This window comes from Methylobacterium gregans, from assembly GCF_022179245.1.
GTDB classification, from domain to species: domain Bacteria; phylum Pseudomonadota; class Alphaproteobacteria; order Rhizobiales; family Beijerinckiaceae; genus Methylobacterium; species Methylobacterium gregans.
This window is the reverse complement of the sequence record NZ_BPQM01000025.1, coordinates 1-14,746: the sequence shown is the minus strand read 5'-3', so window position 1 is coordinate 14,746 and position 14,746 is coordinate 1. Positions and strand designations below refer to the sequence as shown.

Annotated in this window: 18 protein-coding genes; 11 read left to right on the top strand and 7 right to left on the bottom strand. The window is 71.4% G+C overall.

Translation table 11 applies throughout. The features are described from left to right. Positions 1-42: 42 nt before the first annotated feature. Positions 43-1,326, bottom strand: coding sequence for an MFS transporter (locus MFF54_RS05555; RefSeq protein WP_238301626.1), 1,284 nt, complete (start codon positions 1,324-1,326; stop codon positions 43-45). Between the two features lie 504 nt (positions 1,327-1,830). On the opposite strand from MFF54_RS05555, the gene MFF54_RS05550 reads away from it, so the two are divergent. The 3 genes from MFF54_RS05550 to MFF54_RS05540 are packed head-to-tail and all read left to right on the top strand — an operon-like array spanning position 1,831 to position 4,805. Then, complete coding sequence (locus MFF54_RS05550) at positions 1,831-3,120, top strand: CmpA/NrtA family ABC transporter substrate-binding protein (protein ID WP_238301625.1); 1,290 nt, start codon at positions 1,831-1,833, stop codon at positions 3,118-3,120. Further along, the gene (ntrB, locus tag MFF54_RS05545) at positions 3,120-3,989 is read left to right on the top strand and encodes a nitrate ABC transporter permease (protein ID WP_238301624.1); all 870 of its coding nucleotides are present in this window, start codon (positions 3,120-3,122) and stop codon (positions 3,987-3,989) included. The genes MFF54_RS05550 and ntrB overlap by 1 nt, the downstream gene beginning before the upstream one ends. A gap of 15 nt (positions 3,990-4,004) precedes the next feature. Beyond that, on the top strand, positions 4,005-4,805 hold the full coding sequence (locus MFF54_RS05540) for an ABC transporter ATP-binding protein (RefSeq protein ID WP_238301623.1): 801 nt from the start codon (positions 4,005-4,007) through the stop codon (positions 4,803-4,805). Positions 4,806-4,986: 181 nt separating this feature from the next. On the opposite strand, the gene MFF54_RS05535 is transcribed toward MFF54_RS05540, so the two are convergent. Together MFF54_RS05535 and MFF54_RS05530 are read right to left on the bottom strand one after the other, a co-directional pair. Beyond that, positions 4,987-5,412: a DUF3597 domain-containing protein gene (locus MFF54_RS05535; protein WP_238301622.1), complete on the bottom strand. Its 426-nt coding sequence runs from the start codon at positions 5,410-5,412 to the stop codon at positions 4,987-4,989. Positions 5,413-5,544: 132 nt separating this feature from the next. After that, positions 5,545-5,706 carry a hypothetical protein gene (locus MFF54_RS05530; protein WP_238301621.1) on the bottom strand — a complete coding sequence of 54 codons (162 nt, stop codon included), beginning with the start codon at positions 5,704-5,706 and terminating at the stop codon, positions 5,545-5,547. A 211-nt stretch (positions 5,707-5,917) separates the two neighbouring features. Here MFF54_RS05530 and MFF54_RS05525 point away from each other — a divergent pair, with 211 nt between their 5' ends. From MFF54_RS05525 to MFF54_RS05515, 3 genes are read left to right on the top strand one after another with little or no spacing between them, the layout of a single operon-like run. Further along, the gene (locus MFF54_RS05525) at positions 5,918-6,940 is read left to right on the top strand and encodes an ABC transporter substrate-binding protein (protein WP_238301620.1); all 1,023 of its coding nucleotides are present in this window, start codon (positions 5,918-5,920) and stop codon (positions 6,938-6,940) included. After that, complete coding sequence (locus tag MFF54_RS05520) at positions 6,937-7,689, top strand: ABC transporter permease (RefSeq protein ID WP_238301619.1); 753 nt, start codon at positions 6,937-6,939, stop codon at positions 7,687-7,689. The genes MFF54_RS05525 and MFF54_RS05520 overlap by 4 nt, the downstream gene beginning before the upstream one ends. A gap of 1 nt (position 7,690) precedes the next feature. Next, positions 7,691-8,449, top strand: coding sequence for an ABC transporter ATP-binding protein (locus tag MFF54_RS05515; protein WP_238301618.1), 759 nt, complete (start codon positions 7,691-7,693; stop codon positions 8,447-8,449). Between the two features lie 554 nt (positions 8,450-9,003). Here the strand turns inward: MFF54_RS05515 and MFF54_RS05510 are convergent. Together MFF54_RS05510 and MFF54_RS05505 are read right to left on the bottom strand one after the other, a co-directional pair. Next, positions 9,004-9,291: a hypothetical protein gene (locus MFF54_RS05510; RefSeq protein WP_238301617.1), complete on the bottom strand. Its 288-nt coding sequence runs from the start codon at positions 9,289-9,291 to the stop codon at positions 9,004-9,006. 2 nt (positions 9,292-9,293) lie between these two features. Beyond that, positions 9,294-9,479, bottom strand: coding sequence for a hypothetical protein (locus MFF54_RS05505; RefSeq protein WP_238301616.1), 186 nt, complete (start codon positions 9,477-9,479; stop codon positions 9,294-9,296). 162 nt (positions 9,480-9,641) lie between these two features. Here MFF54_RS05505 and MFF54_RS05500 point away from each other — a divergent pair, with 162 nt between their 5' ends. Beyond that, entirely contained in the window at positions 9,642-9,839 is a 198-nt protein-coding gene (locus tag MFF54_RS05500) for a hypothetical protein (RefSeq protein WP_238301615.1), read from the top strand. A gap of 10 nt (positions 9,840-9,849) precedes the next feature. On the opposite strand, the gene MFF54_RS05495 is transcribed toward MFF54_RS05500, so the two are convergent. Both MFF54_RS05495 and MFF54_RS05490 read right to left on the bottom strand, forming a co-directional pair. Then, positions 9,850-10,131, bottom strand: a complete 282-nt coding sequence (locus MFF54_RS05495; protein ID WP_238301614.1) for a hypothetical protein — start codon at positions 10,129-10,131, stop codon at positions 9,850-9,852. A 147-nt stretch (positions 10,132-10,278) separates the two neighbouring features. Then, the gene (locus tag MFF54_RS05490) at positions 10,279-10,530 is read right to left on the bottom strand and encodes a hypothetical protein (protein WP_238301613.1); all 252 of its coding nucleotides are present in this window, start codon (positions 10,528-10,530) and stop codon (positions 10,279-10,281) included. 318 nt (positions 10,531-10,848) lie between these two features. Here MFF54_RS05490 and MFF54_RS05485 point away from each other — a divergent pair, with 318 nt between their 5' ends. The 4 genes from MFF54_RS05485 to MFF54_RS05470 form a co-directional block, all read left to right on the top strand. Beyond that, complete coding sequence (locus MFF54_RS05485; protein WP_238301612.1) at positions 10,849-11,370, top strand: chemotaxis protein CheW; 522 nt, start codon at positions 10,849-10,851, stop codon at positions 11,368-11,370. A 14-nt stretch (positions 11,371-11,384) separates the two neighbouring features. After that, positions 11,385-12,923, top strand: coding sequence for a CheR family methyltransferase (locus MFF54_RS05480; RefSeq protein WP_238301611.1), 1,539 nt, complete (start codon positions 11,385-11,387; stop codon positions 12,921-12,923). Between the two features lie 68 nt (positions 12,924-12,991). Further along, positions 12,992-13,564 (top strand): chemotaxis protein CheW, encoded by a 573-nt coding sequence (locus tag MFF54_RS05475; RefSeq protein ID WP_238301610.1) that lies wholly within the window; start codon positions 12,992-12,994, stop codon positions 13,562-13,564. A 56-nt stretch (positions 13,565-13,620) separates the two neighbouring features. Next, positions 13,621-14,746, top strand: a 1,126-nt coding sequence (locus MFF54_RS05470) for a HAMP domain-containing protein (RefSeq protein ID WP_238301682.1), incomplete at its 3' end; no start/stop codon positions are given.

Here is a 14,746-nt window from a genome sequence, read left to right as displayed (position 1 = left end):
GTCATCTCCCTCCCCCGGAAAGGGGGAGGGAGAGTTTCGGCGCTACACCGCCTGCCGGGCCGTCTCCGGCATCAAGAGCACCGCGACGAAGCTCATCGCGGCCGCGATCCCCAGATAGGCCCCCACCCAGGCGATGCCGCCCATCGCCACGAGGCTCTGGGCGAGGTAGGGCGCCGCCGAGGCGCCGATGATCCCCGCGAGGTTGTAGGTCACGGAGGCGCCCGTGTAGCGCACCCGGGTCGGGAACAGCTCCGGCAGCAGCGCGCCCATCGGTCCGAAGATCCAGCCCATCGCGAACAGCCCGAGACATAGGAAGCCGAGCACCAGCGGCCACGACCCCGAGCCCAGCATCGGCCCGAGCAGCAGCCCCAGCAGCATCGTGAACACCGTGCCCGACATCACCACGGGGCGCCGCCCGAACCGGTCCGCGGCGAGCCCCGAGAGCGGGATGCCGAGGCCCATGAAGCAGACGGCGATGCACTCGAAGAGCAGGAAGGTCGGCCGCGAGTAGCCGAGCGTGGACGTGCCGTAGCCCAGCGCGAACACGGTCGAGAGGTAGAACACCGCGTAGCAGGCCACCATCGCGAAGGTGCCGAGCAGGGTCGCCCGCGTGTGCTGCGTGACGACGGTGGCGAGCGGCACCTTCTCGGGCTCGGCCCGGGCGAGCGCCGCCTTGAAGGCGGGGGTCTCGGTGAGCGCGAGGCGCACGTAGAGGCCGACGCCGACGAGCACCGCCGAGGCCAGGAACGGCAGGCGCCAGCCCCAGCTCTGGAAGGCCTCCGGCGAGAGGCCGAAGCTCAGCGCCAGGAAGCAGGTATTGGCCAGGATGAAGCCGACCGGCGCGCCGAGCTGCGGGAAGATGCCGTACCACGCGCGTCGGCCCGGCGGCGCGTTCTCGACGGCCAGCAGCGCCGCCCCGCCCCACTCGCCGCCGAAGCCGAGCCCCTGCCCGAAGCGCAGGATGCAGAGCGCGGCCGGCGCCAGCCAGCCGGCGGTGGCGTAGGTCGGCAGGCAGCCGATCAGCACCGTCGAGACGCCCATGATCATCAGCGAGGCGACCAGGGTCGCCTTGCGGCCGATGCGGTCGCCGAAATGCCCGAAGAGCGCCGCCCCGATCGGCCGCGCCAGGAAGGCGATGGCGAAGGTCGCGAAGGCCGCGAGCAGCTGCACGCCGGGCTCGCCGGGCGGGAAGAAGACTGGCCCGATCACCAGCGCGGCGGCGGTGGCGTAGATGTAGAAATCGTAGAACTCGATCGCCGTGCCGACGAAGCTCGCCGTCAGGATGCGGCGGGCCGAGGCCGGCGGAGTGGGTGTGGTCTGGAGCATGGGACGCGGTCTGCACGGAGGACGCGCTCGCCGTAGTGCAGACGACCCGGTTTGCCCAGCGCTCCGGCACTATTTTGCAGTGCGAGATGATCCGGATGGTCCTCCGGGTGCGGCGCAGCGTAGCAGGGCGGGGCAAGGACGGGGCAAGGGCCACCGTGACGTGCCCTCGACAGCCGGATCCTTTGCCGAATCTGCCCAAGCGCGGGGCGCGTCGCGCCCGAAACGGGCCCGTCGCGGCTCAAGTTGCCGCTTTTTCAGGCGTGCACAATCCGGTTGCGGGCCGCCGGCCCAGCCGTCCGCGCGCCCGCGCACGAGACGGGCCGCGATCTCGCATTGGCACGGAACCTGCTCACGTCTGCGTGTCCGTCAACGGCGACGGCCCCGCTCTCCGCCAGCAACGCCGCTGTCGCGATCCCTCCCGTCCCGCGCCTCAGGGCTGCGGCCGGCGGTGTGCATCGCTGCGCGGATCGGCGGTCGGCACTCTCTTCTATCGGGGCAGGTTTCATGCAGAACGGCGAGTCGAAGACCCGGCGCAGCGTCCTCAAGGGCGCGGCCGCAGCCCTGTCATTGACCGCCGCCGCGCGGCTGGCCCTGCCCGGCGGCGCCTTCGCGCAAGGCGCGGGGCCGGAGGTGAAGGGGGCCAAGCTCGGCTTCATCGCGCTCACGGACGCGAGCCCGCTCTTCGTCGCCAAGGAGAAGGGCTTCTTCGCCAAGCACGGCATGCCCGATGTCGAGGTGCTGAAGCAGGCTTCTTGGGGCACGACCCGCGACAACCTCGTGCTCGGCTCCGAGGGCAACGGCATCGACGGTGCCCACATCCTCACGCCGATGCCCTACCTGATCTCGGCCGGTCGCGTGACGCAGAACAACGTGCCGGTGCCGATGCAGATCCTGGCGCGCCTCAACACCAACGGGCAGTGCATCTCGGTCGCCAAGGAGTATCTCGACGCCAAGGTCGCGCTCGACTCCAAGGTCTTCCGCACCGCCACCGAGAAGAAGAAGGCCGCGGGCAAGTCCGTGAAGGCCGCCATGACCTTCCCGGGCGGCACCCACGACCTCTGGATCCGCTACTGGCTCGCCGCCGGCGGCATCGACCCCGACAAGGACATCGAGACCATCGTGGTGCCCCCGCCCCAGATGGTGGCGAACATGAAGGTCGGCACGATGGACGCCTTCTGCGTCGGCGAGCCGTGGAACGCGCAACTCGTGCAGCAGGGGCTGGGCTACACCGCGCTCACCACCGGCGAGCTCTGGAAGGACCATCCCGAGAAGGCCTTCGCGCTCCGCGCCGCCTACGTCGAGAAGTACCCGAACGCCACGAAGGCCCTGACCATGGCGGTGCTGGAAGCGCAGGCCTGGTGCGACCGTCCCGAGAACAAGGACGAGGTCGCGCAGATCGCCGCCAAGCGCCAGTGGATGAACGTCCCGGTCGGGGACGTGGCCGGCCGCATCAAGGGCACGATCGATTACGGCGACGGGCGCGTCGTCGAGAACAGCCCCTTCGTGATGAAGTTCTGGAAGGACCACGCCTCCTACCCGTTCCAGTCCCACGACCTCTGGTTCCTCACCGAGGACATCCGCTGGGGCAAGTTCGAGGCGAACACCGATACCAAGGCGCTCATCGCCAAGGTGAACCGCGAGGACATCTGGCGCGAGGCCGCCAAGGCGCTCGGCGTCACCGACGTGCCGGCCACGACGTCCCGCGGCAAGGAGACCTTCTTCGACGGCAAGGTCTTCGACCCCGCCGACCCCGCCGCCTACCTCGCCAGCCTCGGCATCAAGAGGATCGCCTGATGGCCGCCACCTCCGCTACCCTGGGCACGGCCGCGCGCGACAGTGCCGCGGTCAAGTCCCGCCGCCTGCCCCGCGTCACGGGCAAGGGTCTCCGGGCGCTCGGCGCCCGGGTGATCCCGCCGCTCGTCGTGCTGGCGGCCTTCCTGCTGTTCTGGGAGGTCGCCTGCTCGCGCCCGACCGCCGGCCTGCCCCCGCCCTCGCGGGTGCTGTCGGAGGCCTGGCCGATCATCTCGGACCCGTTCTTCGACAACGGCGGCACCGACAAGGGCCTGTTCTGGCACATCCTCGCCAGCCTGCAGCGCGTGGCGCTCGGCTTCTTCCTCGCGGTCGTGGCCGGCGTGATGCTCGGCACCCTGGTCGGCCAGTCCGAGTGGGCGATGCGCGGCCTCGATCCGATCTTCCAGGTGCTGCGCACGATCCCGCCGCTCGCCTGGCTGCCGCTCTCGCTCGCCGCCTTCCGGGACGGCCAGCCCTCGGCGATCTTCGTGATCTTCATCACCTCGATCTGGCCGATCATCATCAACACCGCGGTCGGCATCCGGAACATCCCGCAGGATTACCGCAACGTCGCCGCGGTGATCCGGCTGAACCCGGCCGAGTTCTTCCTGAAGGTGATGCTGCCGTCGGCCGCCCCCTACATCTTCACCGGCCTGCGCATCGGCGTCGGCCTGTCCTGGCTCGCCATCGTGGCGGCCGAGATGCTGATCGGCGGCGTCGGCATCGGCTTCTTCATCTGGGATGCCTGGAACTCGTCCCACATCTCCGAGATCATCGTCGCGCTCGTCTATGTCGGCGTGATCGGCTTCATCCTCGACCGGCTGGTGGCGGCGGCAGGCAGCCTCGTCACCCGCGGCACCAGCGCGGCCTGAGGGAGGGCGCACGACATGGCAACCGCACATCTCGACCTCTCGCAGGTCGGCATCAGCTTCACCCGCGGCGGAAAGACCACCGAGGTGCTCCGCGACGTGAACCTGAAGCTCGACAAGGGCGAGTTCGTCTCGATCATCGGGCATTCGGGCTGCGGCAAGTCCACGGTGCTCAACATCGTGGCCGGCCTCCTCAAGGCCTCGACCGGCTGCGTGCTGCTCGACGGCCGGGAGGTCTCGGCGCCCGGCCCGGAGCGGGCGGTGGTGTTCCAGAACCACTCGCTCCTGCCCTGGCTGACGGTGCGCGAGAACGTGGCGCTCGCCGTCGACAAGGTGCTGGCGAAGAAGAAGTCGCGGTCCGAGCGCGCGGCCTGGGTCGAGCACAACCTCGCCCTCGTCAACATGATGCACGCGGCCGAGAAGCGCCCGAACGAGATCTCGGGCGGCATGAAGCAGCGCGTCGGCATCGCCCGCGCGCTCGCCATGGAGCCGACCGTGCTGCTGATGGACGAGCCCTTCGGTGCGCTCGACGCTCTGACCCGGGCGCATCTCCAGGATCAGCTCATGGAGATCCAGGTGCGGCTCAAGAACACCGTCATCATGATCACCCACGACGTGGACGAGGCGGTGCTGCTCTCGGACCGGATCGTGATGATGACCAACGGGCCCTCCGCGACGATCGGCGAGATCCTGCCCGTGCCGCTCGCCCGGCCCCGCCGCCGGCTGGAGCTCGTCGAGGACCAGACCTACGTCCATTGCCGGGCGGAGGTGCTGGAATTCCTCTACGCCCGCCACGCGAAGCCGGCGCTGGCGGCGTGACCACCTGAACCCTCCCCCCTCTGCGGGGGAGGGTGCCGAGCGGAGCGAGGCGGGAGAGGGGCGACGCTTCAGGCGCGAGCGCAGCGTCGATGCCGAGCACTGTTCTGCACCGTCGCTCCCCTCTCCCGTCACCCTTTGGGTGCCACCCTCCCCCGCAGAGGGGGGAGGGTAGATGATGTGGTCAATCCTTCAGGTCGGCCGGCACCTTGCCGCCGTTCTCTTCGAGCTTCTTGATCACCTGCTTGTGCAGCCAGACGTTCATCGTGGCCGAGTCGTCCTTGTCGCCGGTGTAGTGCAGCTCGTCGGCGAGCTGCTTGCGGGCGGTGAGGCTCGAATCGAGGTCGAGCAGCTTCATCAGGTCGACGATCGAGGTGCGCCAGTTCAGCTGCTGCGGGTTCTTGGCAGCCATGTCGTTGAGCACCTGCTCGACATCGACCTTCTCGCCGCCCTGGGCACTGCCGCCCGAAGGGGCCGCGGCGCCGCCCGAGCCGGTGCTGCCCGTGGTCGCCGTCGAGGTCGGGTTGCTCGTGTCGGAGGGAGCGGCTTCCGCGCTGCCGCCGCCGAACGGGTGCAGGATCTTGCTGACGATCTTTCCGAGAAGGCTCATGGCGGAACTTCCTTATCGTATCCGGATCGGTTGCGTCGCGGGACGTCTCGTCCCGCAGCCGCCTGACAACGGGTCGCACCCGAGGGCGTTCCCGCATCGAGGCGCCAACCCGGCGCCCGATCCGTCGTCGTGTCAGCGGCCTCCCTGCAGGGCAAAGCCGAGCAGGCCGAGCCCGGCCAGAAGGCAGATGCCGCTCCAGCGCTCCAGGATGGCCGCCCGGTCCGGTTGGCGCAGGGACAGGGCGGCGAGACCCACGCCACTGGCGAGACAGGCGAGACTGATCATGGCGACCATGCCGGAAAAAGAATTCTGAAAATGGCCGGATCGCGTAGGAGAAAGTCTTCGACCTTGCTAGTGATCGCCGGCGTCGAGGGCGTTTTTTGTTGTGAAATCTCGATTTGTTGATCGGGCCGGTTGATCGAGGTTAGGTTTTCGGGCCTCTGCGGTTTGCACGCGCCCGTGCCTGTGGCATGGGGCGCGCAATCGTCACGAACGGACCTCGCCCATGCGCTCGGCGCTCACCGCCCTGGCCACGCTCGCCGCGGCCGCCCTCTTCTCCGCTCAGGCGCTCGCGCAGAGTGCCGTCCCCGTGCGCATCGGCGTGATCCCGGTGATCGGCGCCGCGCCGGTCTTCGTCGCCGACCGCGAGGGCGGGCTGAAGCAGGCGGGGTTGACCCCCACCTTCACCACCTTCGAGTCCGGCCCGAACATGATCCAGGCGCTGGCCTCGGGCACCATCGACGTCTACGTCGCGGGCATCGCGCCGCTGGCGGTCGCCCGCTCGAAGGGCATCGACGTGCGGGTCGTCGCCGCCACCGCCGTGGAGGAGATGGTGTTCGTGGCTGGCCCCAAGCTCGCCCCCTACTTCGACTCCGCCCCGGACAAGGCCGAGGCGCTGCGCCAGTTCAAGGCCAAGGAGAACCGCCCCGCCCGGCTCGCCACGCAGCCCCCGGGCTCGGTGCCCAACACCACGCTGCAGCACTGGCTCTGGCAGGTCGCCAAGGCCGACAAGGCGGACGTGCAGGTGGTCGCCATGGGCATCGACGCGACCCAGCAGGCGCTGCTCGCCGGGGCGGTCGACGGCGCCTCGATCCGCGAACCGGCGCTGACCATCGTCCAGAGCCGCAACCCGGCCATCAAGCTGATCGCCACGGGCGCCGAGATGTTCCCCGACCAGCCGGGCACCGTGGTGGCGGTCTCGGGCGCCTTCGCCGACAAGAACCCGGCCGCGGTGCAGGGGCTCGTGGACGCGCTCGTCAAGGCGACCCAGACCCTGAAGACCGATCCCGACCGCGCGGCGCCCGCCGTCGAGCAGGCGCTCGGCAAGGGGATCACGGACGTCGCCACCATCCGCCGGGCCATCACCTCGCCGGCCGCCAAGTTCACCGCCGACCCGCGGGTGATCGTGGAGGCCACGAAGGCGATGCAGGACTATCAGGTCAGCATCGGCACCCTCGACAAGGCGGTGCCGGTCGATGGCCTGTTCGTGCCGGCCTACTACGAGAAGGCGGCGCAGCCGGCGCGATGAACCGTTTCCGCGCGACGCTGCTCGCCGCGGCGGGGCTGGCGGTCTTCCTGGGCATCTGGGAGGCCGCGCCCCGGCTCGGCCTGATCAACCCGGCCTTCCTGCCCCCGCCCAGCACGATCCCGGCCGCCTTCGGGCGGGAGGTCGCGCTCGGCGTCTGGACGGCGGCGGTGCTGTCGAGCCTCAGCCACTACGTGGTGGGGCTGGCCTGCGGCGCGGGTGCCGGGATCGGGCTCGGGCTGGTCGCCGGCATGTCGCGCGGCTTCGAGGCGGCGACCGCCTGGGTGGTGCGGCTGCTGCGGCCGATCCCGGGCCTCGCCTGGGTGCCCTTCGCGATCATCTGGTTCGGCGTCGAGTCCTCGGCGGCGGTGTTCATCATCGCGGTCGGGGTGTTCTGGATCGTGTTCTTCGCCACGCAAGGGGCGGTGCGGGGCGTCGACCGCGACCTCGTCGAGGTGGCGCAGGCCTTCGGCTTCCGGGGGCCCCTTCAGCGCCTCGTCAAGATCCTGCTGCCGGCCGCCACTCCGGGCATCCTCGTCGGCCTGCGCACGGCGCTCGGCCAGGCCTGGATGGCGGTGGTGGCCGCCGAGATCTTCGGCGTGGAGGGCGTCGGCCAGCGCATGATGCAGGCCTCCTCGCTCCTCTCCACCGACATCGTCGTGGTCTACATGCTGACCATGGCGGGGCTCTACGGGCTGTTCGACACGGCCTTCGTCGCCCTCCAGGGCTGGCTCCTGCGCTGGCGGGCCTGAGATGCCGGACACGATCATCGACATCAGGGGCCTCAGCCTCGCCTACGGCGACGGCGAGCGGCGCAACGTGATCCTCGACGCCCTCGACCTCGACGTGGTTCGCGGCGAGGTGCTGGTCATCGTGGGCGAGTCCGGGGTCGGCAAGTCGACCCTGCTGCGGGTGCTGATGGGCCTGAGCCGCCCGAGCGCCGGCCGCATGGACGTGCACGCCCGTCCCGAGGCCCGCACCCCGATGGCGATGGTGTTCCAGGACGCGCGGCTGCTGCCCTGGCGGCGGGTGATCGACAACGTCGCCTTCGGCCTCGAGGGGGCCGGCCTGTCCCGGGCGGAGCGCCGGGGGCGCGCGCGGGCGATGCTGGCCCTGGTCGGCCTCGCGGAGTTCGGCGGGCGCTGGCCGCACCAGCTCTCGGGCGGCCAGCGCCAGCGCGTCGCCATCGCCCGCGCGCTCGCCGTCGAGCCTGACGTTCTGCTGATGGACGAGCCCTTCTCGGCACTCGACAGCTTCACCCGCGAGGGCCTGCAGGACGAGTTGCAGCGCATCACCCAGGAGACGGGCAAGACGGTGCTGTTCGTCACCCACGACATCGACGAGGCGGTGACCATCGCCGACCGCGTCGTGGTGATCGCAGGCCCCCCCGGCCGCATCGCCGCGGAGGTGCGCATCGACCTACCCCGGCCCCGCATCCGCCGCGACGGGGCGCTTCAGGACATCGCCCGGCAATTGCGGGCCGAATTGTCCCGGCGCTCGGCGGATCTGTAGAGGCCTTCTAGGCGGACGCTTGGCCGGAGAGCTGCGCGGTGAACAGGCTCGCTGCCTGCGCGGCCGCGTTCCGCGCCTGGACGTCTTGCGCGTAGACCACGGTCCCGCCGTGTAGGGCGAGCATCTGGCGGATGCGCTGATCGGCTAGAGCAGTGCCGGCCTCGCCCCTAGCGAGATCAGCGGGTGGTGCGATATTGCCGGCCGTGATCAGAAAGCCGCTTTCATAGAGAGTTGCGATCGCTGCCCCATCCCTCTGAATGGTGGCGTAAGGTTTGTGGCTCGGCCTTGGGGGGCTTGCCTCTGTCGAGGTAGACCCATTCTTGAGAGACTTGAAGATATCAAGTTCTCCGTCTGCTTTTTTCAAGGCCGTCGCGGGGATATCCAGAAGCTGGAAAGTTTTGCCGCTGATGGTTACGCCTGTGCCTATGATGCACCTCCTTTTAATAGAGGTGGCAAGGGACGTGCCATCGCATGGGTTCATGATTTCAATGCTTTAGCTCGTGCTTTAAGACAGAAATAGGAAAAATTTACCCACCTCTGCTGCGAGCTTCCGATCATGGGCTTCCCCACATCACCACTCCACCCACCAGCACTGCGGCTCCGAGAAACCGCCGCCACGGGTTGACCCCGCGGACCACCTCGTCGAGCGCCCACCAGGCGAGGCAGAGCAGGGCGCCTGCCCGCACCGCGCGGCCGGGCGCGCCCGCCGGATCGAGCGCGAACCCGGCCGCGGTCAGGCCGATGAACAGCCAGAGCGGCAGGTTCGGCCATTGCCCGACGGTGATCCGGCCGTCGACCCGGCTGCGGAAGGTCCAGTCCAGCGCTCGCCGAAGCGCGGCCACGCTCAAAGGCGCGCGCCGCCGTCCGCCCGGCGGATCGGGGCGCAGATCTCGGGGCTGATCTTGTCGAGGTGCTGGCAGGCGTTGTCGCGGTACCACGTCCGCAGCTCGGGCTGGTTCGGGGCGACGTACATGCCGACGAGCACGAAGCCCGCGCCGACGAGGATGACGAGAAGCAGCAGGTTGCGCATCGGGCGGTCTCCCAGGACGCCGCCCGCGGGCGGCGCTCCCCCAACGCGGTCGGGCCCGAACGGCTCCCGGACGCTGCCGGACCGTGCGGCGCCGCACGGTTAATGTTGCGTCCGCCGGATCATAACGCATTCACGTTTCGTTAATGGCGAACTGTGGAAACCGTGCCGCAGATCTTAACAGGTCGTGAAACGAGTCGCGCAAATGCCCTGCAATGCGCGATCGTTAAATATCGCCGAGAGAGCGCGGCCCAATTCGAGACACCAGAGCCGATCATGAGCAGATTCGAAGACCTGAAGTTCCTCGTGACGCTGACGCTGGTCGTGCTCTGCGGCAGCGGCCTCGACGCCCTGCTGCGCTGACGCGGGCCGATTAAGCCCCGCGCGCGAAGGCGCGCGCCAGGGCGTGGGCCGCCGCGCTGGGCACGGTCCCGGAGCGCATCCCGCTCCGGCCCGTCACGTGCGGGACCATCCGGGTCCGGTCCGCCCTGGGGCGAGTGCCGGCCACGATGCGCGGGTCGGATCCCGTGCGCAGCACCTTTCTCAGGGCGTGGACCCGGGCCGCTTCCTCGGCGCGCAGGCGCCAGAGACCGATGGCGAGGCCGGCAAGGCCCAGCCCTTCGAGCCAGAGCGCGATCTCGTAACCCGGTGCCATCAACGCGGTGCCATGCCCGTTCCCGTCACGGGGCTCGGTCTGTCGCGGGCATGGTTAGCGGATGCTTAACGCCGTGTGCGGTGCAGCGGGCGCGACCGGGCGTCGGAGCCCGTCCCGTGCCGGGAGGCGCGAGACGGGCGATGCGGATTACCGGCTGCGATGGCTGCGGCGCTTCTTCATGGTCCGCTTGCGGGGAGCGGGGGCCGGGGCCACCGACGGGTCGACGGCGCCCGGGGCCACCGCGGGCGCGCCGCCGGGAGCGCCCGAGCGACGCTCCAGGCCGCCGAGCGGGCCGCCGGCCTGCGAGCCTGAGGCGTTGTAGGGCGAGCCGCCCTGCGCGAAGGCGGAGCCCGCCAGCAGGGTGAGCGAGGCGGCGAGCAGAAGCTTGGTCTTGGTCATCGACTGGAAACTCCCGGTACGATTCTGGGAAAACGGCGCGACAACGGGGCGCGTGCAATGCGCCGCCGCGCCGAAACCCCTCAAGGAACCCTGTCCTTCACGGCAAGTTCCGCCCGCGCCTGCCAAGTTTCGGGGTCGAGTTTCCAGGTCAAGTTTCCGGCAAGTTCCGGTTGGTCCCGGACACCCTGCCGAATCCGCCGCCGGACCCGTCGCGCCGGCCCTCCGAATTGCGCTGCCGGAGCGAGCGACCTATCTCGACCGGGCGGGGCACGGTCGAGCCGGGCCCGGCCATGCCGCCCTCCTCGTGCCGGAGCTCCCTTGGCCGTCTCGTCCGTCGCCGTCACCGCCCCCGCCGCGCCCGACGGCGCCTACCTCCTCCTCGACGTGGCGGGCACGCCCTGCGCCCTGCCGCGCGCCGCGGCGGGCGAGATCCTGCCGCTGCCCGACCTGTTCCGGCCGCCGTCCTGCGGGGCCTGGCTCGCGGGTTTCCTCAATCTCGGCGGCGATGCGGTGCCGGTGGTGGACCTCGCCCAGCTCCTCGGCTTGCGCGACGCGGCCCCGGAGCCGGGCCTGCACGCCCACATCGTTCTCGGTCGCGACCGCGCGCTGGCCTATCTGGTGGACCGCGTCACCGACCTCGTCACCGTCGCGGCCGACGCGTTCCGGCCGGTCGATCCGGCCCGGAGTCTGAACGGCTGCGTCGCCGCCGCGATCGCGCGCGGGGACCGCCTCGTCCACGCCCTCGATCCGGACCGGTTGCTGAGCGCCGAGGAGCGGATGCGGGTCGAGGCTGCCGCCCGCGCGGCGGCCGCTCGCCTCGCCGCCCTGCCGGCCGCCTGAGGCCGCGCCACGGCATGCGGCAGGCCGCCGCCACCGATGCCCGGATCAGCCTCGCGGGCGATCCCGCCTATGCCGGTCTGAAGGCGCGCATCATCGCGCGCACCGGCCACCACTACTACGCCGACAAGGACGACCTGCTCTCCGACCGCCTGCGCCGCCGCTTCCGGGCGCTGGGCGTGGCCGACGCCGCCGCCTACGCGGCCCTTCTGGAGCGGGCGCCGGAGGAGTGGACGGCGCTGGAGGCCGAGATCACCATCGGCGAGACCTTCTTCTTCCGCTACGCCGAGCAATTCGCCGCGCTCCGCGAGACCATCCTGCCGGACCTCCTCGCCGCCCGCGCGGCCGAGCGCAATGTGCGGATCTGGAGCGCCGGCTGCTCGACCGGCGCCGAGCCCTACTCCCTGGCGATCCTGGTGCACGAGCTGCTGGGGCCGGCGCTGCCCGACTGGCAGGTGACGATCCTCGGGACCGATATCAGCGCGGCGGCCCTCGCCACGGCGCGGGCGGCCGAGTACGGGCGCTGGGCCCTGCGCACCTCGCCCCCGGAGGAGCGGATGCGCTACTTCCGCGCCGTGCCGCCCCAGCCGGGCGCGGCGCGCGAGGGCGGCTACGCCCTGCGCGAGGCCTATCGCCGCCTCGTGCGCTTCGAGCGGCGCAACCTGCTCGAACTGATCGAGGGCCGTGCGCCCCCGCACCTCGACGGCTTCGACCTGATCCTCTGCCGCAACGTGCTGATCTACTTCGACGCCGAGACCGTGGCGGCGCTGATGCGCGCCTTCGGGGCCCGCCTGCGCGACCGCGGCTGGCTGCTGATCGGCCACGCCGAGCCGAACCCCGCCTTCAGCGGCTGGCTCGACGCGGTGAGCCTGCCGGGCACCGTCGCCTACCGCCGGCCGGGCGAGACGCGTCCGGAGACGGTGCCCCCTGAGCCCTGGCAGCCGCCGATCCTGCCGGACCTGCCGCTCGCGCGGGCCGAGCCGATCCCCGGTTCGATCCCTGACGTGCTCCCGGATGCAGTCCCCGCGCGGCACCCGCCCGAGGACATGGAGCCGGACGCGCGCGAGCCTGTCCCGCCGCCGGACGATTCGCCGGTCGATGCAGTCGCGCCCGAAATCGGGGCGGATCCCGAGGCCGGGATGGATCCAAACACGGATCCCGAGGCCGTGCTCGCGGAGATCCGCGCGCGCGCCGACGCGGGCGAGAGCGGCGCGGCCTGGCGCGCGCTTCGGGCCGCGCTCGCCGCGCGGCCGACCGATCCGCGCCTGCGCTTCTACGAGGGGCTGATCGCCGCGAGCCTCGGCCGCGAGGCGGAGGCCGAGCGCGCCTTCCGGGCGGCGCTCTACCTCGACCCCGGCTTCGTCATGGCCCACCACCATCTCGGCCTGCTGCTCGCCGGCCTCGGGCGGGCCGACGCGGCGCGGCGGGCCCTCGACAACGCGCTGCGGCTGAGCCAAGCCCTGCCGCCGGAGACCGTGCTCCGCGAGGGCGACGGGGCGACCGCCGCCGAGATCGCGGCCGGCGCGCAGGCGGCACGGGACGGCATCGGGCGATGAGCGAGGTGGGGAGCCGGGTGGGCACCAGAACGGCCAGGGAGAGCACCGGCGGGGCGGCGAGCCAAGCCATGAGCCAAGCCACGAGCCAGGCCGCGAGCCGAGCCGCGAATCAGGCCGCGGAGCGGGCCCGTGCCTTGCGCGCGGCCCGAACCGAGGCGCTGGCCCGGCGCGGTCTGGGCCGGGCCGAGGTTGCCGCACGCCGCGCCTATCTCGTCTGCGCCTGCGGCGCGGAGCGCTACGGCCTGCCGCTCGAGGAGGCGGCCGGCGTCCTGCCGATGCGCCCGTGCACGCCGGTGCCCGGCGCGGTGCCCGCGCTCCTCGGCCTCGCGGCGGTCTCGGGCCGCATCGTCAGCGTGCTCGATCTCGCCCGCGCGCTGGGCCGGCCCGGGCCCGGCGCCGCTCCCAGCGGCCACCTCGTCGCCCTGCGCGCGGGCGCCGTGCCCGTCGCCCTCGCGGTCGACCGGGTGATCGGCGTGAGCGAGATCGACGCGGACCTCGCCCGCCCGGAAGCCGATCCGTCGCCTCCGTCCTCCGGCGGGATGGGCGGCGCGGCCGTTTCGGGCTATGCCCCCGCCGAATCCGCGGGCGGCGACTTCGTCGTCCTCGACCTGCCGCGCCTCCTGCGGCGCGCCCTCCCCTGACGCCAGAGGCCGGTCGGCTCCACCGACCGGCTCCGGAGCAAGCCGCCTTGACCTCGCTGTCGCTCTCGATCGGAAAACGGATCCTCCTCGGCTTCGTCGCCATCACGGTGGTGATCGTCGCCCTGGGCCTCTACGCCATCGGCCAGATCAGCGCGGTGCGCGAGGCGACCGACGCGATCGTCACCCGCGATCTCTCGATGGCGCGCCAGCTCGACGACCTGGCCAACAGGGCGCGCGACATGGGGCTCCAGCGCCGCAACGCGGTGATCGCCGTCCTCGCGCGCGAGACCGACGCGCAGGCGGTCAACCGTGCGCTGGACAGCTGGCGCACAGCCGCGGGGGAGGCCGAGACGCTGCTGGCCTCCCTGATCCGCTCCTCCGAGGGCTACGCCGAAACCGCCTTCACGCCCGCGCGGGCCGCGATCTGGAAGCGGCTCGCGCTCGGCGCCGCGGATACCGCCGGCCTGTTCCGCCAGCTGCGCACCGCCAGCGAGGCGCAGGTCGCGGCGATCGCCGCGCGCGACACCGCCGCGATCGAGGCGCGCAATCCCGACATCAACCGCATCCAGGAGAGCGTGCTCCGCGGCGTCGAGCAGAACCGCAACACGCTCGACGAGGGCATCGCCACGGGCCAGCGCACCGTGCAGGGCATCTACGAGGCGAGCCGCCTGTCGATCCTGGGAACGCTCGCCGCCTGCGCCCTGCTCAGCATCCTCGTGACCATCCTGATCAGCCGGGCCGTGGTCCGGCCGCTGGAGCGGGTGATGGGCTTCGTGGAGAAGGTCGGCTCGGGCGATCTCTCGGGCGAATTGCCCGACCGCGGCAGCGACGAGATCGCCCGGCTCAGCCGCACGCTGAACCAGATGGTCTCGGGGCTGGCCGAGCTCGCCCGCACCAACCGCGCCGCGACCGCCGACCTCAACGCGGCGGCCGCCGAGATCCGCGCCTCCGCGCAGGAGCAGGCGGCCTCCGTCGAGGAGCAGTTCGCCGCCGTTCAGGAGACCGCCGCGACGGTGGACGAGATCACGCATTCGGGCGCGCAGATCTCGAAGCGGGCCGGCGAGGTCATCGCCACCGCCCAGGCCACCGCCCAGACTTCGCGCCAGGGCCTGCGCGCGGTCGCCGACACCGCCAAGGCCATGGACGCGATCCGCGAGCAGGCGGAGGCGGTCGCCGGCAACA